Annotated in this window: 22 protein-coding genes; 12 read left to right on the top strand and 10 right to left on the bottom strand. The window is 46.4% G+C overall.

What is annotated here, in order from left to right; translation table 11 throughout:
• Positions 1–149 precede the first annotated feature (149 nt).
• The gene (locus MC24_RS05810) at positions 150–1,349 is read left to right on the top strand and encodes an NADP-dependent isocitrate dehydrogenase (RefSeq protein WP_038053426.1); all 1,200 of its coding nucleotides are present in this window, start codon (positions 150–152) and stop codon (positions 1,347–1,349) included.
• Between the two features lie 20 nt (positions 1,350–1,369).
• On the opposite strand, the gene MC24_RS05805 is transcribed toward MC24_RS05810, so the two are convergent.
• From MC24_RS05805 to zwf, 7 genes are read right to left on the bottom strand one after another with little or no spacing between them, the layout of a single operon-like run.
• Positions 1,370–2,377, bottom strand: a complete 1,008-nt coding sequence (locus MC24_RS05805; RefSeq protein ID WP_004080232.1) for an ABC transporter permease — start codon at positions 2,375–2,377, stop codon at positions 1,370–1,372.
• A 42-nt stretch (positions 2,378–2,419) separates the two neighbouring features.
• Positions 2,420–3,925, bottom strand: a complete 1,506-nt coding sequence (locus MC24_RS05800) for an ABC transporter substrate-binding protein (protein ID WP_004080231.1) — start codon at positions 3,923–3,925, stop codon at positions 2,420–2,422.
• Positions 3,926–3,940: 15 nt separating this feature from the next.
• On the bottom strand, positions 3,941–4,918 hold the full coding sequence (locus tag MC24_RS05795; protein WP_004080230.1) for an ABC transporter ATP-binding protein: 978 nt from the start codon (positions 4,916–4,918) through the stop codon (positions 3,941–3,943).
• A complete protein-coding gene (locus tag MC24_RS05790) occupies positions 4,905–5,876 on the bottom strand; it encodes an ABC transporter ATP-binding protein (protein WP_038053423.1) in 972 nt (323 codons plus the stop codon). The genes MC24_RS05795 and MC24_RS05790 overlap by 14 nt, the downstream gene beginning before the upstream one ends.
• Positions 5,873–6,778, bottom strand: a complete 906-nt coding sequence (locus tag MC24_RS05785) for an ABC transporter permease (RefSeq protein WP_052125269.1) — start codon at positions 6,776–6,778, stop codon at positions 5,873–5,875. The genes MC24_RS05790 and MC24_RS05785 overlap by 4 nt, the downstream gene beginning before the upstream one ends.
• A 25-nt stretch (positions 6,779–6,803) precedes the next feature.
• A complete protein-coding gene (gene pgl, locus MC24_RS05780; RefSeq protein ID WP_038053420.1) occupies positions 6,804–7,466 on the bottom strand; it encodes a 6-phosphogluconolactonase in 663 nt (220 codons plus the stop codon).
• Complete coding sequence (gene zwf, locus MC24_RS05775) at positions 7,451–8,941, bottom strand: glucose-6-phosphate dehydrogenase (protein WP_038053418.1); 1,491 nt, start codon at positions 8,939–8,941, stop codon at positions 7,451–7,453. The genes pgl and zwf overlap by 16 nt, the downstream gene beginning before the upstream one ends.
• Positions 8,942–9,029: 88 nt before the next feature.
• Between zwf and MC24_RS05770 the strand changes: the two genes are divergently transcribed.
• From MC24_RS05770 to MC24_RS05755, 4 genes are read left to right on the top strand one after another with little or no spacing between them, the layout of a single operon-like run.
• On the top strand, positions 9,030–9,413 hold the full coding sequence (locus MC24_RS05770) for a PspC domain-containing protein (protein ID WP_038053416.1): 384 nt from the start codon (positions 9,030–9,032) through the stop codon (positions 9,411–9,413).
• Entirely contained in the window at positions 9,410–10,204 is a 795-nt protein-coding gene (locus MC24_RS05765; protein WP_038053413.1) for a hypothetical protein, read from the top strand. Before MC24_RS05770 ends, MC24_RS05765 begins: the two co-directional genes overlap by 4 nt.
• A gap of 1 nt (position 10,205) precedes the next feature.
• Complete coding sequence (locus tag MC24_RS05760; RefSeq protein WP_038053410.1) at positions 10,206–10,889, top strand: type 1 glutamine amidotransferase; 684 nt, start codon at positions 10,206–10,208, stop codon at positions 10,887–10,889.
• Positions 10,890–10,901: 12 nt separating this feature from the next.
• Positions 10,902–11,624, top strand: a complete 723-nt coding sequence (locus tag MC24_RS05755; RefSeq protein WP_038053407.1) for a hypothetical protein — start codon at positions 10,902–10,904, stop codon at positions 11,622–11,624.
• Here the strand turns inward: MC24_RS05755 and MC24_RS05750 are convergent.
• Genes MC24_RS05750 through mgtE form a run of 3 tightly spaced genes read right to left on the bottom strand, consistent with a single transcriptional unit; the run spans position 11,538 to position 14,766 of the window.
• The gene (locus MC24_RS05750) at positions 11,538–12,488 is read right to left on the bottom strand and encodes a hypothetical protein (RefSeq protein ID WP_038053405.1); all 951 of its coding nucleotides are present in this window, start codon (positions 12,486–12,488) and stop codon (positions 11,538–11,540) included. The two genes, MC24_RS05755 and MC24_RS05750, sit on opposite strands and share 87 nt — an antisense overlap.
• A 4-nt stretch (positions 12,489–12,492) precedes the next feature.
• Entirely contained in the window at positions 12,493–13,413 is a 921-nt protein-coding gene (locus MC24_RS05745) for an alpha/beta hydrolase (RefSeq protein WP_038053402.1), read from the bottom strand.
• 12 nt (positions 13,414–13,425) lie between these two features.
• Complete coding sequence (gene mgtE / locus MC24_RS05740; RefSeq protein ID WP_011944004.1) at positions 13,426–14,766, bottom strand: magnesium transporter; 1,341 nt, start codon at positions 14,764–14,766, stop codon at positions 13,426–13,428.
• Positions 14,767–14,973: 207 nt separating this feature from the next.
• On the opposite strand from mgtE, the gene MC24_RS05735 reads away from it, so the two are divergent.
• The 7 genes from MC24_RS05735 to malP all read left to right on the top strand — a co-directional run bounded on the left by MC24_RS05735 (position 14,974) and on the right by malP (position 23,983).
• Entirely contained in the window at positions 14,974–15,654 is a 681-nt protein-coding gene (locus MC24_RS05735) for a metal-dependent hydrolase (RefSeq protein WP_011944003.1), read from the top strand.
• Between the two features lie 12 nt (positions 15,655–15,666).
• Positions 15,667–17,142: a GGDEF domain-containing protein gene (locus tag MC24_RS05730; RefSeq protein ID WP_038053399.1), complete on the top strand. Its 1,476-nt coding sequence runs from the start codon at positions 15,667–15,669 to the stop codon at positions 17,140–17,142.
• Positions 17,139–18,815 carry a 2-oxoacid:acceptor oxidoreductase subunit alpha gene (locus MC24_RS05725; RefSeq protein WP_038053396.1) on the top strand — a complete coding sequence of 559 codons (1,677 nt, stop codon included), beginning with the start codon at positions 17,139–17,141 and terminating at the stop codon, positions 18,813–18,815. Before MC24_RS05730 ends, MC24_RS05725 begins: the two co-directional genes overlap by 4 nt.
• Positions 18,816–19,664, top strand: coding sequence for a thiamine pyrophosphate-dependent enzyme (locus tag MC24_RS05720; protein ID WP_038053393.1), 849 nt, complete (start codon positions 18,816–18,818; stop codon positions 19,662–19,664).
• Positions 19,661–20,785: a radical SAM family heme chaperone HemW gene (gene hemW / locus MC24_RS05715; protein WP_038053390.1), complete on the top strand. Its 1,125-nt coding sequence runs from the start codon at positions 19,661–19,663 to the stop codon at positions 20,783–20,785. The genes MC24_RS05720 and hemW overlap by 4 nt, the downstream gene beginning before the upstream one ends.
• On the top strand, positions 20,782–21,354 hold the full coding sequence (locus MC24_RS05710) for a hypothetical protein (protein ID WP_004080202.1): 573 nt from the start codon (positions 20,782–20,784) through the stop codon (positions 21,352–21,354). Before hemW ends, MC24_RS05710 begins: the two co-directional genes overlap by 4 nt.
• A gap of 160 nt (positions 21,355–21,514) precedes the next feature.
• Positions 21,515–23,983: a maltodextrin phosphorylase gene (gene malP, locus MC24_RS05705; RefSeq protein WP_038053387.1), complete on the top strand. Its 2,469-nt coding sequence runs from the start codon at positions 21,515–21,517 to the stop codon at positions 23,981–23,983.
• Positions 23,984–24,004 lie beyond the last annotated feature (21 nt).

Here is a 24,004-nt window from a genome sequence, read left to right as displayed (position 1 = left end):
TTCCGCACCCTTTTACTTTTTGCAACGATTTCCTCTTGAGTCAAATTTCACGAAAGCGTTAAATGAAACGATGAAACTCCACATCTGAAGTCCAAAAAAGGATGGTATCATTAATAATAGCAACGATCACAGAAAAGGAGGTACGAAGAGTGGAGAAGATCAAGGTTAAAAACCCCATTGTCGAACTCGACGGTGACGAGATGGCACGCGTGATGTGGAAGATGATCAAAGAAAAACTCATCCTTCCCTATCTCGACATCCAGCTGGTTTACTTCGATCTCGGAATAGAGAAGAGAGATGAAACAGACGATCAGATCACGATCGAAGCGGCAAAGGCTATCAAAAAGTACGGTGTCGGCGTCAAGTGTGCAACGATCACCCCGGATGCGGAGAGGGTAAAGGAGTACAATCTGAAGAAAGCCTGGAAGAGTCCGAACGCAACGATCAGAGCGTACCTTGATGGAACGGTTTTCAGAAAACCCATCATGGTGAAAAACGTGCCACCACTAGTGAAGCGCTGGAAGAAACCGATCATCATAGGAAGGCACGCTTACGGTGACATATACAACGCTGTGGAAGTGAAAGTGGAAGGCCCGGCGGAAGTGGAACTCGTGGTCAGAAACAAAGAGAACAAAACACTCCTCGTACACAAATTCGAAGGAAACGGTACTGTCATGGCAATGCACAACTTGGAGAAATCGATCAGAAGCTTCGCTCAGTCGTGTATAAACTACGCCATCTCTGAAAAGGTCGATATCTGGTTTGCGACGAAAGACACGATCTCCAAGGTGTACCACGCGTACTTCAAAGACATCTTCCAGGAAGAGGTCGACAAAAGAAAAGAAGAACTCGAAAAAGCCGGCGTGAACTACAGATACATGCTCATAGATGATGCGGCTGCACAGATTTTGAGAAGTGAAGGGGGTATGCTCTGGGCCTGTATGAACTACGAAGGGGACATCATGTCCGATATGATCGCTTCAGGATTCGGTAGTCTCGGTCTCATGACGTCGGTTCTCGTCTCCCCCGATGGTGTCTACGAGTTCGAAGCAGCCCACGGCACGGTGAGGAGACACTACTACAGATATCTGAAGGGAGAAAAGACCTCGACGAATCCAACCGCATCGATCTTCGCGTGGACAGGTGCCATAAGAAAGAGAGGAGAACTCGACGGAACACCGGAGGTGTGTGAATTCGCAGACAAACTGGAAAAGGCCGTGATAAACACCATAGAATCTGGTGTGATCACAAAAGACCTTCAGCCCTTCACAGAACCACCGATCGACAAGTATGTCACTCTCGAAGAGTTCATAGACGAAGTGAAGAAGAATCTCGAAAAATTACTGTGAGCGGGCGTGTCCCGCTCTTTTCAATATCTCACCCTGGGATCTATCAGAGCGTTGATCACGTCGACGAGAATGCTTATCACCACCACGATCAAAGCGAAGAAAACGACCGTGCCCTGTATGGCAGGAAAGTCCCTGTACCTGATCTTCATCACAAGATAACTTCCAAGACCGGGCCATGAGAAAGTGGTTTCTGTGAGGACCGCACCTCCCAGAAGGAGTGCGAACTGCAATCCCATCATCGTGAAGATGGGTACCAGAGCGTTTTTCAGGGCGTACCTGAACAGAACCACCCTCTCCTTCAAACCGCGAGCACGAGCCGCCTTCACGAAATCCTGGGCCAGTGTTAAAACGGTGTTGTTTCTCACCATACGGACAAAGACGCTGGAGATCACAAGGCCGAGCGTGAGTCCCGGAAGTAAGAGATGTTCGAAAACGTCTTTCAGCGCTTCCCAGTTTCCTGTGAAAAGCGCATCTATCGAATAGATACCCGTTATCACTTTCAAATTCATAGTGGGTGACAATCGTCCGCCAACGGGAAGCCATCTCAAGATAACTCCGAAGATGTACTGCATCATCAAACCGAACCAGAAAACCGGAACCGCGTACATCACCATTGAAAACATCCTGGCACCTATATCAACTCCACTGTCCCTTTTGTACGCAGCGAAGCTTCCCCAGAAGATGCCTATGAGAACGGCTACGATGAAAGCGAAGAGTGTCAGCTCCAAAGTCGCGGGAAATCTCTCCTTTATTTCTTCCCAAACGGGTCTTCCCGTCAGTGTAGATTTTCCCAGGTCACCTTTGAGAAGATCTCCGATGTAATCGAAAAACTGGACGATGATAGGTTTATCGAGACCGAGTTCGTGTCTCTTTTGTTCGATGACCTCCTTCGGTGCTTTCCCTCCGAGAATAGCGAGCACCGGATCCCCGGGTATGATCCTGAGCACCAGGAATATGAGTGCCAGAAGGATGAATATCATGGGGGCAGCGAGGAGAATTCTTGTTATCACGTAGTTTTTAAGAGACATCACGGCACCTCCGAAAGCCGCCCCGGGAAGGGGCGGCGGAGTTCACTCTTCCCAGTAGAGTATGTAGTATCTGAATATCTGTGTGGGTTCAAGCAGAATTCCTTTCACCTGTTTTTTCGCTGCACAGGTTGCAACTCCCTGCCAGAGCGGTATGTAAGGAACATCCCTTGCAAGAATCTCCTGGACTTTGTAGTAGATCTCTGTTCTCTTTTCCAGATCGGTGAGTTTTCTCGCTTCTATCATCAGGTTTTCTACCTCAGGATTCGAGTAGAAGCTACCGAGGGATTTCGCACCACTCTCACTGAGGAACGGCCAGACGTAGTCATCCGGATCAAGGTAATCGGGGTACCATCCAAGGAGGAAGAGACCCATCGTTCCGTTCAGGAAGTACTCCACGTAGGTGGACCACTCCGCATACTTCAGGTTCACTTTTATGACACCGGTTTCTTCGAACGACTCTTTCAGCACCTGAGCGACATCCGCTTCTGTCGTTCCGTAGTGTGAAGGTGTGTACCACAGGTCTATCACGAGGGGATTGTTCTCATCGTAGCCAGCTTCCTTGAGGAGCGCTCTTGCCTTTTCTAGGTCTCTTTCAGGGAAAACATCCTTGTGTCCCCACATGCCTTCCGGGATCATCGAGTACAGTGGTTTTGCAAGTCCCACGAACACATCTTCAACTATGACATCTCTGTTCACCGAATAGGCGAGTGCCTGTCTCACCTTCACGTTGTCGAACGGGGGTTGTGTGACGTTGATCACCAGATATCTGATCTGTGGACTGTTACCTTTGTAAACGACGATGTCTTCTCTTCCCTCGAGATCGATAACATCTCTGGGGTCGAGATGTCTGTAAGCGACATCGATTTCTCCCGTCTCGAGTGCCAATCTGAGTGTGGAAGCGTTCTCATAGAAATTGATCACGATGGTCTTTGTCTTTGGTTTTTCACCGAAGTAGTTCGGATTCGCTTCGAGAACGATTCTCACATCTCTGATCCATTCCTTGACCCTGTATGGACCAGAAGCTGACGGGATACCTTCGTAGAAGGAATCAGCTGGATAAACCTTCGGATTCACCGGATACGCAACGGTGTAACCGAGGACGGAAACGAACGCAGAGAATGGATACTTCAGAGTTACACGGAAGGTGTAGTCGTCCACCACTTCTGTTTTTTCGACGACATCAGAGAGTAAGAATGCCGGATCTCCATTCAGTTTCATCACCCTGTCGAAAGAGTACTTGAAGACGTGTGCATCGATGGGTGTTCCATCCTCGAACTTTGCATCCTTTCTCAGATAGAACGTGTAAACCGTTCCTGTTTCATCGACTTCCCATCTCTCTGCCAGAACGGGCTTGAGAACGCTGGTTCCTATTTCGTAATCAACCAGTCCAACCATGACGTTTTGAAGGATGTTTGAAGAAAAGTAATCGTAACAGTTGGCAGGATCGAGAGTTCTGATTTTGTCCGTTGTACCCACCACGATGATGTCTTTTGCCGCGAAGGAGAGCGTTACTGTTAAGATCAGAAACAACCAGACTAACTTTTTCATACCCACTACCTCCCTTCAGTTGTAAAGATGACATGCCACCTTATGATTTTCCTCCACAGCCTTGAGTTGAGGTTCTTCTTTCATACAGATATCCATTCTGTAAGGGCAGCGCGGGTGGAATCTACAACCAGATGGCACGTCTATCGGGTTTGGTGTTTCTCCCTCAGGGATGAACTTCTTTTTCTTCTTGAGAGAAGGTTCCGGTACGGCGGATATAAGAGCCTGTGTGTAAGGATGCTTTGGATTGAGGTATATGTCCTCAAAATCACCGATCTCCACAATCTTTCCGAGGTACATCACCGCGATTTCGTCGCAGACGTATTTGGTCGTAGCGAGGTCGTGTGTGATGAAGAGCATGGTGAGGTTGAATTCCTTTCTGAGTTCCTGAAGGAGCCTCAACAACTGCGATCTCACGGAAACATCGAGCATAGCCACCGCTTCATCTGCCACCACCAGACGGGGTTTCAAAATCAAAGCACGGGCAATGACAACTCTTTGCCTCTGGCCACCGGAAAGCTCCCTCGGATACCTTCTGTAGATATCCTCCGCGGGCTCCAGATTCACTCTCCTCAACATCTCAAGCACCATCTCTTTTCTCGACGATCTGTCTCCGATTCCGTGAATTTCAAGGGCGTGTTCTATGGCTTTTCCCACCCTCATATATGGATTCAGAGAGGCCATTGGATCTTGAAAGATGATCTGCATTTCTTTTCTCAGCTTCCTCATTTCTTCTTTTGAGAGTTTTGTGATATCTCTACCATCAAAAATGATTTTGCCATCGGTGGGTTCTTCAAGTCTCAGAATGACTCTTCCCGTTGTGGTTTTTCCGGATCCCGACTCCCCCACCAGCCCCAGACTCTTTCCTTCATCAATCTGAAAATTCACACCATCCACCGCTTTCACAAACTTCCTGGGTTTTCTCAAAAGCACATCTATCGGTCCCTGTTTCACAGGGAAATACTTTTTAAGGTTCTGCACTTCAATCAGTGCCATTTTGATCTCCTCCGTAAAGCCAACATTTCACGCGCGTTCCATCTATTTCGAACTCCGGTGGTTCTTTCTCCCAGCAAATTTTCATTGCCTTCTCACATCTTGGAGCGAACCTGCAACCTTCAGGGGGATTCGAAAGATCAGGAGGAGAGCCTGGAATGTATCTCAGTTCTTTATCGTTCACGTCCGTGTTCGGAATAGACCTCAGAAGACCAACGGTGTATGGATGAAGAGGATTGGTGAATATCCTCTCTTTCGATGCGAGTTCCACGAGGTGCCCTGCGTACATCACCCCTATTCTGTCTGCGGCTTCCGCGACCAGTCCCATATCGTGGGTGATCAGAATCATGGCGGTTCTGTGCTCTTTCGTCAACTTCTCAAGCAGTTCCATTATCTGAGCCTGAACTATCACATCCAGAGATGTAGTGGGTTCATCGGCGATCAAAACAGCGGGATTGAGAACTATGGAGAGGGCGATCATCACCCTCTGTCTCATTCCACCGCTGAACTGAAACGGGTAATCCTTCAGTCTGTTCCTGTTTATCCCGACATCTTCTAAGGCCTTCGCTGCAAGTTCTCTGGCGTCCTCCTTACTCAGTTCGGGTCTGTGGGTGAGGATCATCTCTACAAAATGATCCTCTATCCTGAGAATCGGATTGAGCGACGTCATCGGATCCTGGAAAATCATCGCAACTTTTGAACCTCTTATCTGTCTCATTTCCTCGTCCGAAAGAGATGAAATATCTATTCCTTCAATTTTTATACTCCCATCAATCTTTGTTCCTTTTGGAAGAAGCCGCATTATGGAAAAACCGAGGGTAGACTTTCCACAGCCGGATTCACCGACGAGACCCAGGGTTTCACCTTTCTCTAGGTGAAAGGAGACTTTTTCGACGGCGTTCACAGTTCTTTCTCCGGTTTTGTATCTCACACTCACGTTTTTCAGTTCAAGCACCTTCATTTGCTTCTCTCCTCGATATTCGGATTGAGAATTTCGCTCAACCCTTCACTGAACATGGAAAAACCAAGAACGGAAGTGATGATTGCAAGTCCAGGAAACAACACACCCCACCAGGCTCTGCTCAAGATGAACCTCTGACCGTTGCTGAGATCGAATCCCCAGTCCGGAGTGGGAGGGGCTATTCCAAGCCCAAGGAAACTGAGACCCGCTTCTGTCATGATCGCATCAGCGAGGTTCATGGAGAGAACCACCACAATCGATGGAAAAACGTTGGGAAGCACGTATTTAACCAGAATTTCCCAATCTTTCGCACCGAGTGCTCTTGCCGCTTCCACGTAAAGCTCGTTTTTCACACTCGCAACCTGGTTTCTCACCACTCTGAAATACGTGGGCGCATAGACAACGGCGATCGAAACGGCTATGTTCATCATTCCAGGTCCCAAAACTGCCGCAACCGCTATGGCAAGAATCAGACCCGGAAAAGAATAAACAGCATCCATAACAAGGGTTAAAACACGGTCGAAAACCCCTCCAACGTATCCAGAAATCAAACCGAGGGGAATACCTATCGTGGACGCTATGGCAACGGCAAGGAACGCCACCATCAGAGCGATTCTCGAGCCATAGATCACCCTGCTGAAGACATCCCTTCCGAGATTGTCGGTACCGAATATGTGTTTCTCTGAAGGAGGTTGCAAAGACCTTCCCACTCGCACAGTGGGATCGTAGGGGGCAAGAACAGGAGCAAAGATGGCCAGAAAGATGTAAAACAAAAGAATGATCATTCCAACAAAAGCCAAAACACCCGTTCTTCGTCTGAACAGTTTGAAGACTGGCTTGAAGACTTTCTCAGAGATCACAACCTTCGACCTCGCTTCTCTTTTTTCATAATAATACCACATACTGGAATAAGTTTCAATTTCCGAATTATTTTCCCACAAGCCAGACGGTCTTCTCTTTGCCCCTCACAAAGTAGGCAGGAAGAGGTTCTTCCTTTAGAATTTCCGCTAGTCTGTTTATCTTTTCTTTTCCCCTGATGAGAAAGAGTACGTACCGCGATGTGTTCAGTGCACGAAACGTCAGGGTGACTCTGGGAACCTCAGGGTCACCAGAAGGGTCAGTGAAGGTCACAAAGACATCCTTGTTTCCCGTTTCAAGATCGAATATGGACGCAACATGGCCATCGGGACCCATCCCCAAAACGGCGAGGTCGAACTGGTCGGTGATCGATCTTATCTCCCTTTCATATTTCTCGCAGGCTTTTTCAATGGAAAGGGAAGTGTCAATGTAGTGAACATTACTGGAAGGGATCTTTGCTCTGCTGAAAAGTGCCTCGTTTATGTTCTTAAAATTGCTTTGATCAGAGTCGAGAGATACATACCGCTCATCGCTCAAAAAGAAATGAATGCGATTCCATGGGAGTTTCTGTTCTGCCAGTTTCTCATAAACGGGAAGGGGGGTTCTCCCGCCGGCGAGGACGGCGAAGATCTTCTCCTTTTCTTCGAGAAGCTTTTTCATTTTCTTATGAATTTTCTCGACGGCAAAATCAACGTACCCATCTTCGAGCAGGTATATCACAGTTTTCTCCATTTTCTACCGTCCCTCTCTATGAGGAGATCGGCTTCCTTCGGTCCCCACGTTCCCGCTGGGTATATATTGAGAGAGAAACGAACGGGGTCATCCTCCCAGGCTTTCAGAACGGGATCGAGAAGTTCCCAGGAAACTTCGAGGTCGTCTCTTCTCATGAAGAGCGTGGCATCTCCAAGTATCACGTCCAGAAGAAGCCTCTCATAAGCGTCTGGTAGTTTCACACCGAAGTAATTCTCGTATTTGAAATCCATACTGAGAAGCTGTGGAAACATGCCGGGACAGGGCCTTTTTACCTGAAACTCAAGAGAAATTCCCTCGTTTGGTTGCAAGGTGAAGACTATTGTGTTTGGTTCCAGTTTATCGGAAGGTACACCGGCAAAGATAGAGTGAGGAATCCTCTTGAAGACAACAGCGACTTCCGTTATCTTCCTGGGAAGCCTCTTCCCAGCCCTCAGATAGAAAGGTACTCCACTCCATCTCCAGTTGTCTATGAAAAGTTTCATGGCAACGAAGGTTTCCACGTTCGAGTCGTTGGCCACACCCGGTTCCTCTCTGTAAGCTGGCACTTCTTTCCCATTTACAACTCCTCTTCCATACTGCCCTCTGACGATCCAGTTTTCCAGTTCCTTTACAGGGAACGGCCTGATCGATCTGAGAAGCTTCACCCGCTCGTTTCTGAAATTTTCTCCATTGAAAGAAGAAGGAGGTTCCATAGCGATCAATGCGAGGACCTGAAGCATGTGGTTCTGGAAGATATCCCTGAGAAGTCCAACGTTTTCGAAGTATCCTGCCCTGTGTTCGACTCCTATGTCTTCGGCCATCGTGATCTGAACGTGATCCACGAACTTGTTGTTCCAGATCTCCTCGAATATGAAGTTGGCAAATCTGAACACCAGTATGTTCTGAACGGTTTCTTTTCCAAGGTAATGATCAATTCTGAAAATCTGATCTTCCTGGAAGTGTTTCTGAAGAGTATCTTCCAATCTTCTGGCTGACTCCAAGTCTTTCCCGAACGGTTTTTCAATCACGACGCGCGCGGGTTTCCTGTTCAATCCAGCCTTCGAGAGATTTTCCAAAATAGGAATGTACAGATCCGGTGGAACAGCAAGGTAGAAGATCAGGTTACTGGAGCCGATCTTCTTCATGAGATCGTCAACGGTGTTTTTCAACGGTTTGAAGCTCTCAAGATTCTGATAATCCACGCTGATGTAACTGCAATGTCTCAAAAAGTCGGGATGAGCTTCGAATCTGGATCTGAATTCTTCATCATCCATATTCGTTCGTGCCGCACCGAGAACGAAAAAGCGTTCGGGCAGAATACCTGCCTCGAACAACCTGTTCAAAGCGGGAATGAGCTTTCTTTTTGTGAGGTCACCAGAAGCACCGAAAATCACCACTCCGAAGGATTGCTCAATCCTGGGGAAACACCGGAGGATATCATCTGGACATCTCTCTAACCCCAGTTTGCATTTCATATTCTCACCTTCTTTATAAATTTTTTACCATAAAATAAGGGATGTCTAATTTCTTTTATGTTAAAATCTTCTGAAAGGGGGGATGCTTATGAAACAGCTCAAAAGGTCCAGAAAGAACAGGATCATAGCGGGTGTCTGTGGAGGATTTGCGGAGTACTTCAACGTCGATCCGACTCTCGTAAGATTGATCTGGGTTCTCATCACACTCGCGTGGGGAGCGGGTCTTCTGCTCTACATGATCGCCTGGTTGATCATACCTGAAGAAGAGGTGAAAACAGAAAGCGAAGAAAAACCACTTCAAAACGCAGAAGGGTTGAAAGTGTTAGTCGGTGGGCTTCTCATTTTTCTGGGAATCGTCTTTCTCGCGTCCGCTTTTTTCCCAATCTTCTTCGGTGTGGCATGGAAGGTGGTTCTTGCCGTTCTGTTAGTGATCTTTGGTGTTCTCCTTCTTCTGAGGAGAGATGAAAAATGAAGATAATATTTGGTATATTTCTCATTTTCCTGGGAGTTCTGCTCCTTACAACGATCTTTCTGGATCTTTTCTCTCTTTCATTCTTCACAAGAATATTTCACAATCTTGGTCTCTTCTGGCCGATGATGCTGATAACTTTCGGTATTTATTTCATCTACCTCAGCGTGAAGAAAAAGTGGTTGTACTTCCTGAGCGTGGGAGTCTTTTCCGCTTTTCTGATACTGCTTCTTGTGTGGCCATACGAGTATGTTTCGACACCTGGAAAATATCAGGTTTTCACCGGTGTGAATAGAATTTCGTTCAGAAGTGGAGGATTCACTGTCAGGTTCATCGAGGGTGAAGAGCTCAGGGTGTCCACGTCAAGCGGAATAGAAGTATCAAAAGTCGGTTCAAATCTAATCGTGAAGGGTTCTCTCTGGAAAAAACTCGGGCCAAAGATGGTGGAGGTCGAGCTACCGAGGGATACATTTGAACTTTCATTTGAAGAAGGTGCTTTCACGGTGAAGGGCGAATTCGAAGAAAACAGGTTCACACGGATTGAAACAAGAGACAGTGTTTTGAATATAAGATTCGGCTTTCAAAAGATGAACGTCCCGCTTTACTTCGAGGCAGAAGACTGCGTTCTGGAAGTTCTGTTCAGAGTACCCGGCGGGATCTCTTACTTCATCGATAAGAAAGACGGACTTCTTCTGAAGACCATCGAGAACCTTGTCGAGTCGGATCTCAATCCTGATCTCTTCTTCAACCTGAAAGACGGTGTCTTCAGTATTCATCTTGAAGGAGGTATCTAATGTGAAGGTGCTCGCTATTAGACACGTCGAGATAGAGGACCTTGGAATGATGGAAGATATCTTCAAGGAGAAGAACTGGGGTTTCGAATACCTGGACACTCCAAAAGGAGAAAAACTTGAAAGACCTCTCGAAGAGTACTCCCTCGTGGTGCTTCTTGGAGGTTACATGGGGGCCTACGAGGAAGAGAAATTCCCTTTCCTGAAATACGAATTCCAGTTGATAGAAGAGACTCTGAAGAAAGAAATTCCCTTCCTTGGAATCTGTCTGGGATCTCAGATGCTCGCCAAAGTTCTTGGTGCAAGTGTCTACAGGGGAAAAAACGGAGAGGAAATAGGCTGGTTCTTCGTCGAAAAGGTCTCCGACGATAGATTCTTCGGGAAATTTCCGGACAGACTGCTGGTGTTCCAGTGGCACGGAGACACTTTCGATCTTCCACATGGAGCAACCAGGGTCTTTACTTCCGAAAAGTACGAAAACCAGGGGTTCGTCTATGAAAAGGCTGTGGGTCTTCAGTTTCATATAGAGGTAGGAGCCAGGACCATGAAACGCTGGATAGAGGCATACAGGAGTGAACTCGAAGAGAAGAAGATAGATCCCAGGGTTCTTCTCGAAACAGCAGAGAGGGAGGAAAAAGTCCTGAAAGGACTTTTGAGGTCTCTTCTGGAAAGGATGGTGGAAAACTGAGGAGGTGCTAGTGTGAGATCTCCTCAGATCCACATCCTCGATTTCAACGGAGTTTACGAAGAACAGCGGACTCTGAAATCACTCGCTGAGTTTGTGTTTTTTAAAAGAATCGAAGGTGTCAGGTACATGGTTCTTCCCGAAAAGATCCCTGAAATTGAAAACATCCTTCCTCCACACCCGGGAGTAACGTTTCTGGGGGATGGAGAGTTTCACCACCTCACTTACCTCATCATCAAAAAAATAAAGAGGCCTTTCGTACTGGTTGTGTTCGACAATCACCTCGATGCCAGAGAGGAGGAGTTTCTCACCTGCGACAGCTGGATCAGAAAAGCTCTGAAACTGAAACACCTGGTGAAAGTTGTGGTTGTAGGCACTCAGGAGCAGGAAAAGATCCACAGGGTGTTTTACTCCGAAACAGATCCTCAGAAGATCCTGAAACTTTTTGGAAGATATCCGGTGTATCTGAGTGTTGACAAAGATGTTCTGAATATCGGAATAACTGGCTGGGAAAGAGGAAGAGTTTCACTGGAAGAACTCCTCAACGTGCTACGTCACATTCCCTTGAGAAAGATTCTGGGATTGGATATCTGCGGTGAACCGGATCCGCTGGAATTCTGGAAGATAAAAGAAAGCGAGAAGATCAATCTCTCAATCCTCAGCGCCCTGTTCTTTGAGAAGCTTCACTATGTACCTGGCAGCGAGCATCTGGAACGGAAGCCAGCTCACGTGACTTGATGGAACCCTTATCCTTTTGGGCTTTCCAAGGTACTCCCATAGAATGTCTCTTGTGCTCTTTGGAAGTGCTTTGTCGAACATCGCTTCCATCATCACGATCCGCGAGGTATCCACGAACTTCGCGTAAGCGAGCGGATCGAGCTTCAAAAGAGGATGTATGTTTGAATTCAACATTTCCTGAACCGAGGAAAATTCCTTCAGTCTCTCCAGATCGTTTCTGTAGGTGTCGTAGAAATTTTTCTCATTTGTCATTCCGTGTTCTTCTCCCTTTCCACTTCTCAACTCACGCCTCACAAAAGACAGAGTGGGTGACTTCCAGAACAGAGTGGCAAAGTCACCACCAGCCATCATGATGATCGTCTTTTTGAAATCGCTGCTCATCGCGTTGAGTAAAACAGCGATCATCCCACCAAGACAGTACCCGAAGAGGCAGTTCCTCTCGTGCCACATCTTCTTAACTTTCAAAAGTTCCAAAAGACTGAGTAGATCTGTGAGAGCGTGTTCCCAGAACCTGGTCATCTTTCCCAGGTCGGAGGAAAAATAGTCCTTCCCGCTCACAGAACCGTGCGCTACGCGGATGAAGTTTCCCGGCAAAACAGGAACTATCGCCTCTATCTTCCTTTTGGAAAGATAGTAAGCCATCCGAAGAAGATACAGAACGTTTCGGCTTCCAAGTCCCTGAAGTATCATCACCGACCCCACTTTTTTCCTCTTCGGTGAGAAGATGTACACCTCCACAGGATCTGTTCCTTTTTCCGCGTCTGGATAGGTCGATTTGAACTTCAAAATGGAAATCCGGACATTCTTTGTCCTGTGAACGTATCCGAGGGAATAATCGGAAGGCACCTTTACGTGTTCGAACACACTTTCACCTCTTCAAAAACGATACCGTTTCGTAGAGGATCTTCACCGTCAAAGGATCTTTCAGAACGAACTCAAAACCGTGTTTCCCCTTCGGATGAAGCCTCAGCTTTGCCTGCACACCGTTTTCTCTGAGTTTTTTATACATTTTAACAGATGAGATGTAAGGCACAACGTCGTCTTTCATGCCGTGAACCAGCATGGTGGGAGGCACCTTCGGGTTCACCCAGGTCACAGGAGAGTAGAACACATAATCTTCTTTCTTTCGTACGGGAAGTCCCTTCAACGTCGTTGCAACAGAGAACCTCGCGAAGAGAGAGGATGTTTCCATGCTCCACAGGTCGAGAAGATCGCAGGGAGCATACCAGGCTACCACGTGACCATCGAAATCTTTTTTTCCTTCCTTCGAAGATCTCATCGCGTGGTACAGAACAAGGTGCCCTCCCGCTGAAAGTCCCATGAGATTCAGGTTTTTAATCAGCAGATGCTCCCTGTTTTCATTCAGGAAAGAGACAGCACTTTTCAGATCTTCCAGAATATCTTCGATGTAATGAAAGTAACCGTATCTGTAGTCAAATGTCGCCACAGCGAAACCGTTTGCATTGAGAAATCTGTACCACGAAACGTTGTTGGGCTGCCTTCTGTATCCGGAGATCCATCCACCACCGTGTGCAAAAAGCACGAACGGATAACTCTTTCTTTTCACAGATGGATAATATATGTCCATTTTCAGGCCATTTTTGTATTCGTAAGTGTAAACATTGCCCGTTACCGATTTTTTCAATTTTATCGGAAGTCTTCCCAAAACAGCGTTTCTCACCACAGGAAGAGAGAGTAAGAAAAAGAAAAGAAGCCCCAGAAGGGCATTTGAAAACAACACAACGAAAGAGATTATTATCAAGCCAAACTTGATTATCAGCTTAACCATGGTCTCTCCTCTTCAACTCAAGAAACTGTGCACCACGTAGAAATATATCATGATGCCTGTCACGTCGACGATCGTGGTGAGAAGCGGTCCTGCCATGAAGGCCGGGTCAATTTTGAAGATACGGGCGATGAAGGGAAGAAGCGCGCCCAAGATATTTGCATACAGAATTACTACGAGTAAGGCTGTTGCAACGGCGAAATTCAATGTGGGATCAGAAGAGATCAGAAAAGCCCTCAGGTACAGAACACCCGCAAGAATAAAACCTAAGATAGAACCTATCAGAGATTCTCTCAGCAGAACCTTCCACCAGTCTTTTGCGGTTATCTCGTTTAAACTCATTCCTCTTATTATGAGAGCAGATATCTGAGAACCAATGTTCCCTCCAGCATCCATCATCGTTGGAATAAAGGCTGCTATCAGTGGTATTGATGCGAGGAACTTTTCATAGCCTGATATGATATTGCTGTTTATACTTTCAAGAAGAAGAAGCGCCACAAGCCATGGGGATCTTTTCAAAATAAACTTCCATACAGGAGTGTGGAAATAGGGTGTGTAAGTAACACTCATTGAGGCCATCTTCTGTATGTCTTCCGTTGCCTCTTCTTCGATGACGTCAACGAGATCGTCAAAGGTGATCACACCAATCAATCTCTCTTCGCTGTCAACTACCGGTAGTATGATCAGGTCGTATTTCTTCATGAGTTCCGCCGCGAGTTCCTGGTCATCAGTGGCGTGAACAAAAACAGGATCCTTGTTCATGATTTCCGATACCTTCTGATCGGGATCGGCAACGATCATGTCTCTGAGCTCAACGGTTCCCTTGAGTTTTCTTGTTCTATCTATCACCATGAGAGAGTAGATGTTCTCTTTCTTCTTTCCTTCTCTTCTCACCTTTTCCAGTGCTTCCCTGACGGTCATATCCTCGAAAAGCTCTACGTATTCTGTGGTGGCAAGCCTTGCCGCAGAATCTTCGGGATAATTCAGGATGTGAAGCAATTCCTCCCTCTCCTGTGGAGGAAGGTATGAAAGGAGCTTCTTCACCACGTTCGCGGGCATCTCTTCGAGCAGTTCTACCTTGTCGTCTGGATCCATCGATTCGAAAATCTCCTTCAGCCGTTCCTCTCTGAAAAGTTTTATGAGTTCCAACTGATCATCGGGTTCGAGTTCGCTGAACACTTCAGCGGCCTTATCCTTGGGAAGGAGTCTAAAAACGACCACTTTCAGGTCAGGCGGAAGCTTTTCAATCATCTCCTTCACGTCGGCGGGATCCTGTTGTTCGAGAACTCTTTTGAGTGTCTTGAAGTCTCCTTTTTCGATCAATTCCTGAAGATCAATTTCCACTTTGATCTTCATTCTCACACCTCCTCAGGCTGCTTTTTTACGGAGGAAGACTGGTGCTTTCCACTTAGGATCCACCTCCCGAAATGTAATCTGCGTAGATCTATTCTAACATTACGCTGGAAGAGAAACCAGTACAGAAAGAAGAATTTTTCAACGAACATATTCCTTCTTCAACGTTAATTTCCGAAAAGAGTATAATCTAAAGTAGGAGGTGGTAACATGAAAGTCACATTCCTGGGACACGCCGTGGTGCTGATAGAGGGAAAGAAAAACATCATCATCGATCCTTTCATTTCAGGAAATCCGGTTTGTCCTGTAAAATTGGAGGATCTTCCAAAGATCGATTACATACTCGTGACACACGGACACGGAGATCACCTCGGGGATGCTGTAGAAATAGCAAAGAAAAACGATGCCACGGTGATATCCAACTACGAAATCTGCCATTACCTCGGAAAAAAAGGTGTGAAGACCCATGCCATGCACATAGGTGGAAGCTACCTCTTCGATTTTGGCAGGGTGAAGATGACACCTGCCGTTCATGGCTCTGGAATTCTCGATGGAGACAGTATGATCTACGGAGGAAATCCTGCTGGCTTTCTCATCACGCTCGAGCGAAAAAAGATATACCACGCAGGAGACACCGGTTTGACCAGGGAGATGGAACTTCTCGGAGAAGAGAACGTGGATGTAGCGTTTCTTCCAATCGGTGGAAATTTCGTCATGGACGTGGAAGACGCCGTGAGAGCAACGGCGATGATAAAACCGAAGAAGGTTGTTCCCATGCATTATGGAACATGGGAACTCATCTTCGCGGATGTGGAACTATTCAAGAAGAAAGTGACGGAAATGAGTGTTGAATGTGTGATTCTTGAGCCGGGAGAATCGCTGGAATTGTGAGGGGGAAATAGTTTGCAGGTTTTCTTTTACGTTATCTCGTTTGGATTTCTTGTGTTTGCGCTTTATCTTTTCTGTCATGTGAGAAGGAAGATCGAGTACTACAGACAGCTGGAAAAGAGCCTCGATACCATAGTTGATGGACTTTCAAAACTCGATCCGAACTCGCCTGAAGAAGAGTTCTTTCAGAAAATCCTGGATATCGCGATGGAAGTGGTTCCAGAAGCAACAAAAGGAAGCGTCTCCAGAATCACCCCATCAGGAGACTGGGTCTTTGTTGCCTCGAGGGGACACATTGTAGATCTGTTTGGAAAAAGATTTCCATCCAGATATCTGTTCAGAGCTGGAAAAGATCCATTAGAGGTTGATTTCCTTGACTATGACAGGGGACTTTTTCCAGACGACATGTGGAAATTCTTTGAAAAGACTCTCCGAGGTACGAGAAAGAGCCTCGTTGTGGGTATATTTTCTGGAGACGAATTTGTGGGAAACATCGCCCTCGACAGTCCTTACTTTGGCTTTTCAGAACTTTCAAAAAAGATCTTGAAATCACTTGGAAACCTTACGAGCACCTATCTTCTCATGAGAAAAACTCTGACAAACGAACAGCAACTTCAAAAGATCATGAGCACCATATTCACCCTCTTGCTCCTTTTCAGAAAACCCATCTCAGCCGAAGAATTTCTCAAAGAGGCCCTGCAGAAGATCGTAGAAGCGAGTAATGTTTTCACAGGGGGAATCGTATTCGAAGGGGACATCCCCGTATTTCATATGGGTATGGAGAAGATACCGGAATTCGATTTTGGAAAATCCCGAGAAGAGACAGAAAAAATAGAAAAACTGGAGAAAGAAGGTGCTCATTACATCATCGTGAATCTGAAGGATGAAAACATACCTTCTTACCACATGGTTTTTCTGTCGAATGAAAACATAGCACCTTCATTCTTTGGCGTTCTCAATACGTTTGCGGAAGTGGTGTCTCTCTACCTGAGGGAATATCATCTTCACCAGAAGTACCGCGAACTCGCACTGAAAGATCCCCTAACCGAAGCTTATTCAAGGCACTACTTCAACGAGTGGATATTCTCTCACATGGCGTGGCTCAGGCGAAACCAGAAGAAGTCCATTCTGGTGATCATGGATGTAGATGGTTTGAAAATGATAAACGACACTTACGGACATTTGATGGGTGACAAAGCACTCATTGAATTTGTCAAAGTCCTTAAGAGAACCATTCGGGAGTCAGATCTTGTTTTCAGATACGGTGGCGATGAGTTTCTCCTGGTGCTCGTCGATAGCACCAAAGAGAACGCTGCCGGTGTTCTGAAAAGGGTAGAAGAAAACCTTAAAAATGTAGACTTGCCCTTCAACATAGAATTCTCCGTTGGTTATGAAGAGATAGACGGTTTCATACCGATAGAAAGAGTGCTCTCGAGAGCAGACGATCTCCTCTACAAAAACAAGTTCAAAAAGAGAGGTGGTTCAGAATGAAAGATGTGAGCATTGTCTTGAGTGGGGAAGCGGGACAGGGAATACAGACAGTCGAGAACGTCCTAACACGGGTTTTAAAAGACTCCGGATTCCATGTGTTTGCCACCAAAGAGTACATGTCGAGAGTGAGAGGAGGAAACAACACCACGGAGATCCGGGTTTCATCGAGAAGGGTTCGTTCCTTCGTTGACAGAATAGACGTGCTCATACCCCTGGGAAAGGGGGCCACAGAAAGGCTGAAGAATCGTATCACGGAAAAAACACTGGTCATCGGAGAGGAAGAGTTCATCAAAGAATCACCCGGAGAAAAAATCGTGGTACCTTTCCTGAACATAGCAAAACAGATTGGAAAGAGCATATACGCGAATTCAGTTGCCATAGGTTTTCTCTCTGGACTGCTCGGCGCCGATGAATCCGCTCTGAAAGACCAGATCACCAGACAGTTCAGCAGTAAAGGTGAAGACATCGTGAACGACAACATCCGCGCTGCGCTGGAAGGATACAAGAAAGGTCAAGAACTCTCTCAGAAAATCGAATTCGACGTTGAAAAAGATTCATCGATAAAGAATGAGGTTCTTCTGAATGGAGCAGAGGCTGTGGGACTCGGAGCGATCGCTGGAGGCTGTAATTTTGTCTCCTCCTACCCCATGTCTCCCTCCACTTCCGTACTTGTTTTTCTTTCCCAACACAAGAACAACTTCGGAATAGTGGTGGAACAGGCAGAAGACGAAATCGCCGCCATGAACATGATCATCGGAGCGTGGTATGCCGGTGCGAGAGGTCTTGTCACCACATCGGGTGGAGGCTTTGCCCTCATGGAAGAAGCCCTCAGTCTTGCCGGAATGATAGAATCACCCGCTGTGATTCATCTGGCACAGAGACCTGGACCCGCGACCGGTCTTCCCACAAGAACGGAGCAGGGAGATTTGAACCTGGCTCTGTACGCTGGACACGGAGATTTTCCAAGGGTCATTTATGCTCCCGGAAACGTGGAAGAAGCGTTCTATCTGACACAGAAAGCCTTCAACGTTGCTGACAAATACCAGGTGCCGGTCTTTGTGCTGACGGATCAGTATCTTGTTGACTCGTATTACAACCTTCCTGGTTTTGATTTGGACGAATTGAAGGTGGAAAAACACTTCATAAAAACAACAAGAGACTACATCAGGTACGTTATCACCGAAGATGGTATCTCTCCAAGAGGAATTCCCGGATACGGTGAGGGTCTTGTGAAGGTCGACAGCGACGAGCACGATGAATTCGGTCACATAACTGAAGATTTCGATACCCGTGTGAGAATGGTCAACAAGAGGCTCAGAAAAGGAGAAGCTTTGAAAAAAGAACTTGTAGAACCAAAACTGATCGGTGATGAAAACTACCGGGTTCTTCTGGTGGCCTGGGGTTCCACTCTGGAACCGATAAAGGAAGCGATAGAAGATCTCAATGGAGTGGCGCTCCTTCATTTTTCTCAGGTCTGGCCAATCGATGAGTCCGTCTCGAGGTACTTCGAAAAGGCCGAAAAAGTTGTGGCAGTGGAAGGAAATGCGACAGGGCAATTCGCGAATCTGATCCGCCAGGTGACGGGTTTCCACATAAAGGATAGAATTCTCAAGTACAGTGGCCTTCAGTTTTCCGTCGAAGAGTTGAAAGAGAAAATAGCGGAGGTGTTGTGAATGAGGCTGGATGAATACATAAGCAAGGATATTGCTTGGTGTCCAGGGTGTGGAAACTTCGGAATAAGAACCGCTCTCATGAAGGCACTGGAGGAACTGAACGTCGATCCACGACAGGTGGTCATTGTATCAGGTATAGGTCAGGCAGCGAAGATGCCCCAGTACGTTGGTGTTAACATGTTCAACGGACTTCACGGAAGAGCACTTCCCGCAGCGACGGCGATAAAGGTGGCGAATCCGAACCTCCTTGTGATCGCAGAAAGTGGAGATGGATGTATGTACGGTGAAGGTGGAAACCACTTCATACACACGATCAGAAGAAACCCGGATATTGTGAACATAGTCCACGACAATCAGGTTTACGGTCTCACAAAGGGACAGGCCTCTCCCACGAGTCTGAAAGGCTTCAAAACACCCGTACAGGTGGACGGTGTGATCCTGGAACCGTTTAATCCTTTAGCTGTTGCTATAGCACTCGATGCTTCCTTCGTTGCAAGGACTTTCATAGGAGATATGGAGTTCACAAAAGACATCTTGAAAGAAGCGATAAGGCACAAAGGGTACGCCCTCGTGGATATCTTCCAGCCGTGCGTCACTTTCAACAAGCTGAACACGTACGAATGGTACAAAGAGAACACATATTACCTGAAAGACCACGATCCCACAGATAGAGAACTCGCCTTCAAAAGAGCTATAGAAGATGAGAAACTCCCACTTGGAATATTCTATGTGAACAAAAACAAAGAGACCTTCGAGGAACTCGCAAGAAAAGGTGACAAAACACCTCTCTATGAGTACGAAGTGAATTTTGAAAGACTGAAGGAGTTGATCGAAAGCAAAAAGTCATGAAACTCGCTGTTTACGTCCATGTTCCCTTTTGCAAGAGCAAGTGTGTGTACTGCGACTTCTACTCCGTTGTTTCTGAAAAATTCGACGAGTATTTCTCTTGTCTCCTGAAAGAGATCGATCTCTACGAAGAAGTACTCAGGGAAAGCGAGATAAAAACCGCCTACTTCGGTGGAGGGACTCCTTCGGTCGTCTCTCCTTCTTTTTTGGGAATGGTTCTGGAAAAACTGGAGAGAGTCTCCAGAAGTTTCACACCAATTGAAATAACCATCGAAGTCAATCCGGAGTCCGTTGAACCAGAAAAACTGAAGATCTACAAACAAATTGGAATCAACAGAATCAGCCTCGGTGTTCAGGCCTGCGACGACACTGTGCTGAAGAACACTGGAAGGCTCTACAACGAAGAAACTCTCAAGAAAAAAGCAAAGATAATCCTAGAGCGGTTCGAAAACGTGAACTTCGATTTCATCCTTGGACTTCCCAGTGAGACCGACATCACACTGGAGAAGAACTTTCGTTTCCTTGAAGAATTTCCTCCTCAGCACGTTTCGATCTACTTCCTCGAGGTAGACGAAAGAACAAAACTCTTCGATCTCATTCAGAAAGGTCTTGTAGAACTCCCCGAAGAAGACGATGTGGAAAGGAGACACGACCTTTTCGTCGAATTTCTGAAAGAACGGGGATTCGTCAGATACGAGATCTCAAATTTTGCCAAGCCAGAGAAGGAATCTCTTCACAACATCTTCTACTGGAGAAATGAAAACTATCTGGGACTCGGTGTTTCCGCGGGTGGACACATCGGAAGGCTTCGATACGTGAATGTCTCTGATCTCAAAGAGTACGAGGAAAAAATCACCAGAGGAGAACTACCTTACGAATACGTGCATGAAAACACAGAAGAAGAGGAAGCACTGGAGACCGTCTTCATGGGTTTGAGGATAAAGGAGGGAGTAGAGTTAAACCGGGTGAGAATCCTCCTTCCCTTGCTGGAAAAGTTACAAAAAAAATATCCTTGTTATGTGGAAGTGAAAAATGGTAAAATTTTTCTGAGCGAGGATGGTATGAACCTCTCAAAGAAGATACTCTCTGATCTCATCGAATGGTACAGGGAGGGCGGGAGATGACACACATAGTTCACAAGGGTCTCGATTTCTTTGTAAAACCACAGAAGGTTTCACTCAATCTGAACATGAAGATCGGAAGCTTGAAGGTTCATCCCGAGGATTTGAAGCTCTTGATGAAAAAGGTGCCAGTTTTTATGATGAGTTACTACGACAACAAGGCTTTCATGGAAAGGGAACTCGAGATCTCATCGGCGGATTTTCCAAATGGTGTGGTCTTTTTTTCTTATTATGAACCGGTTCCTGCGGAACTCAACTGGGACGTGGACAAAAAACTCATCTCTCAGCTCACAAAGTACTTCCATCTCTACGATTTGGTTCACTCTATAAATTCTCTCATAGACGAAACAGAAGGTTCTTCACTGCACATCGGTGTTTATGAGGAGTGGCTTGACAGAATAATGGTGAAAGTTCCAAGCGAAAACACGGAAGAGCTCAGAAACATGCTTTCCAGATTCTCTCTTCTCTACACGACAAAGATCCTGTGGAAAATCTTCCGTGGAAACTTCGAGGAACTGAAGAAGAGAACACACGAGATAGCCTACAAACTCTACGAAGTGGCTGGGTTCTGAATTTTCTTCATCACCCTCCCCTGAGGAGTCTGTCCTTTTCAGATTTCCTTTCATTAATCATGTCTATGTTCTGGTTTACAGAAATATTTTTTAATTGACACCATCTTATAATCAACGTAGAATACTTCTGAAAGAAACCTCTCTGAGAGGAGGAGAAATTGTGCTGGAGAAACTTCCCGAGAACCTGAAAGAGCTCGAGAGCCTTGCCTACAACCTCTGGTGGAGCTGGTCCAGACCTGCTCAGAGGCTCTGGAGAATGATCGATTCAGAAAAGTGGGAGGAACACAGAAATCCCGTCAAAATACTGAGAGAAGTCTCAAAGGAAAGACTGGAAGAACTATCGAAAGACGAGGACTTCATCGCTCTCTACGAACTGACGCTCGAGAGATTCACAGACTACATGGAAAGGGAAGACACCTGGTTCAACGTGAACTATCCCGAATGGGACGAAAAGATAGTTTACATGTGTATGGAATACGGACTGACGAAAGCACTTCCGATCTACTCCGGAGGACTCGGTATCCTTGCCGGAGACCACCTCAAATCAGCCAGTGATCTTGGCCTTCCTCTCATAGCCGTAGGTCTTCTTTACAAACACGGGTATTTCACTCAACAGATAGACAGTGACGGAAGACAGATCGAGATCTTTCCAGAATACGACATCGAAGAACTCCCGATGAAACCTCTCAGGGATGAAGACGGAAACCAGGTGATCGTAGAAGTACCCATAGACAACGATACTGTAAAAGCGCGTGTGTTCGAGGTACAGGTCGGAAGGGTGAAACTGTATCTTCTCGACACTGACTTCGAGGAAAACGAGGATAGATTCAGAAAGATCTGCGACTATCTCTACAATCCCGAGCCTGATGTGAGAGTTTCCCAGGAAATTCTGCTCGGCATTGGTGGAATGAAACTCCTGAAGACTCTCAAGATAAAACCTGGAGTCATCCACCTGAACGAAGGTCATCCCGCTTTTTCATCCCTCGAAAGGATAAAGAGCTACATGGAAGAAGGATATTCCTTCACCGAGGCCCTTGAGATCGTCAGACAGACCACAGTTTTCACGACACACACCCCCGTCCCCGCAGGTCACGACAGGTTCCCGTTCGATTTCGTGGAAAAGAAGCTGACAAAGTTCTTCGAAGGATTCGAATCCAAAGAACTGCTTATGAACCTTGGAAGAGACGAAGACGGAAATTTCAACATGACGTATCTTGCTTTGAGAACCTCCTCCTTTATAAACGGAGTGAGCAAACTTCACGCTGACGTATCGAGAAGGATGTTCAAAAATGTCTGGAAGGGAGTTCCGGTGGAGGAGATCCCCATTGAAGGCATCACGAATGGTGTTCACATGGGAACTTGGATCAACCGTGAGATGAGAAAACTGTTCGACAGGTACCTCGGAAGAATCTGGAGGGAGCACACTGATCTCGAAGGAATATGGTACGGAGTTGACAGAATACCCGATGAAGAACTCTGGGAAGCGCATCTGAATGCAAAGAAGCGATTCATAGATTACATAAGAGAGTCCATTAAAAGAAGAAACGAAAGACTCGGAATCGACGAGCCACTGCCGGAGATCAGCGAAAACGCACTCATCATAGGATTTGCCAGAAGGTTCGCAACTTACAAGAGGGCGGTTCTTCTTTTCAGTAACCTGGAAAGACTCAAGAGAATTGTCAATAATCCCGAAAGGCCGGTTTACATTGTGTACGCTGGAAAGGCCCACCCGAGGGACGAGGGTGGAAAGGAATTTCTCAGAAGGATCTACAAAGTTTCACAGATGCCTGATTTCAAGAACAAAATCATCGTACTTGAAAATTACGACATCGGAATGGCTCGACTCATGGTGTCTGGTGTTGATGTGTGGTTGAACAATCCAAGAAGACCCATGGAAGCGAGTGGAACAAGCGGAATGAAAGCCGCAGCGAACGGTGTTCTGAACGCGAGCGTGTACGATGGCTGGTGGGTTGAGGGATATAACGGCAGAAACGGATGGGTGATAGGCGATGAAAGCGTGCTTCCAGAAACAGAAGTGGATGATCCAAAGGACGCTGAAGCCCTGTACGAACTTCTCGAAAACGAAATAATTCCTACCTACTACGAAAATAGAGAAAAGTGGGTTCTCATGATGAAAGAAAGCATAAAGAGCGTGGCTCCAAAATTCAGCACCACTCGAATGCTCAAAGAGTACACGGAAAAATTCTACATAAAGGGACTTTTGAACAGGGAATGGCTGGAGAGGAGAGAAAACGTCGAAAAAATCGGTGCTTGGAAAGAAAGGATCCTCAAGAACTGGGAAAATGTATCCATAGAACGCGTTGTTCTTGAAGATTCAAAAAGTGTGGAAGTAACTGTGAGGCTGGGAGATCTCACCCCTGATGATGTGTTGGTCGAACTTATGGCTGGAAGAGGAGAGGGAATGGAAGATCTTGAAGTGTGGAAAGTGATACACATCAGAAGGTACAGGAAAAAGAACGATCTATTTGTTTACACTTACAACAATGGAGTTCTCGGTCACCTTGGATCTCCCGGTTGGTTCTACGCGGTGAGAGTGATACCGTACCATCCCAGACTTCCCATCAAGTTCCTCCCCGAGATACCGATTGTCTGGAAAAAGGTTCTCTGACGAGGGGCTTCTGCCCCTCAT

The sequence above is a fragment of the Thermotoga sp. Mc24 genome (assembly GCF_000784835.1).
Classification (GTDB): Bacteria; Thermotogota; Thermotogae; order Thermotogales; family Thermotogaceae; genus Thermotoga.
The sequence above is the reverse complement of the archived record's forward strand: the minus strand, read 5'-3'. Positions and strand labels throughout refer to the sequence as shown.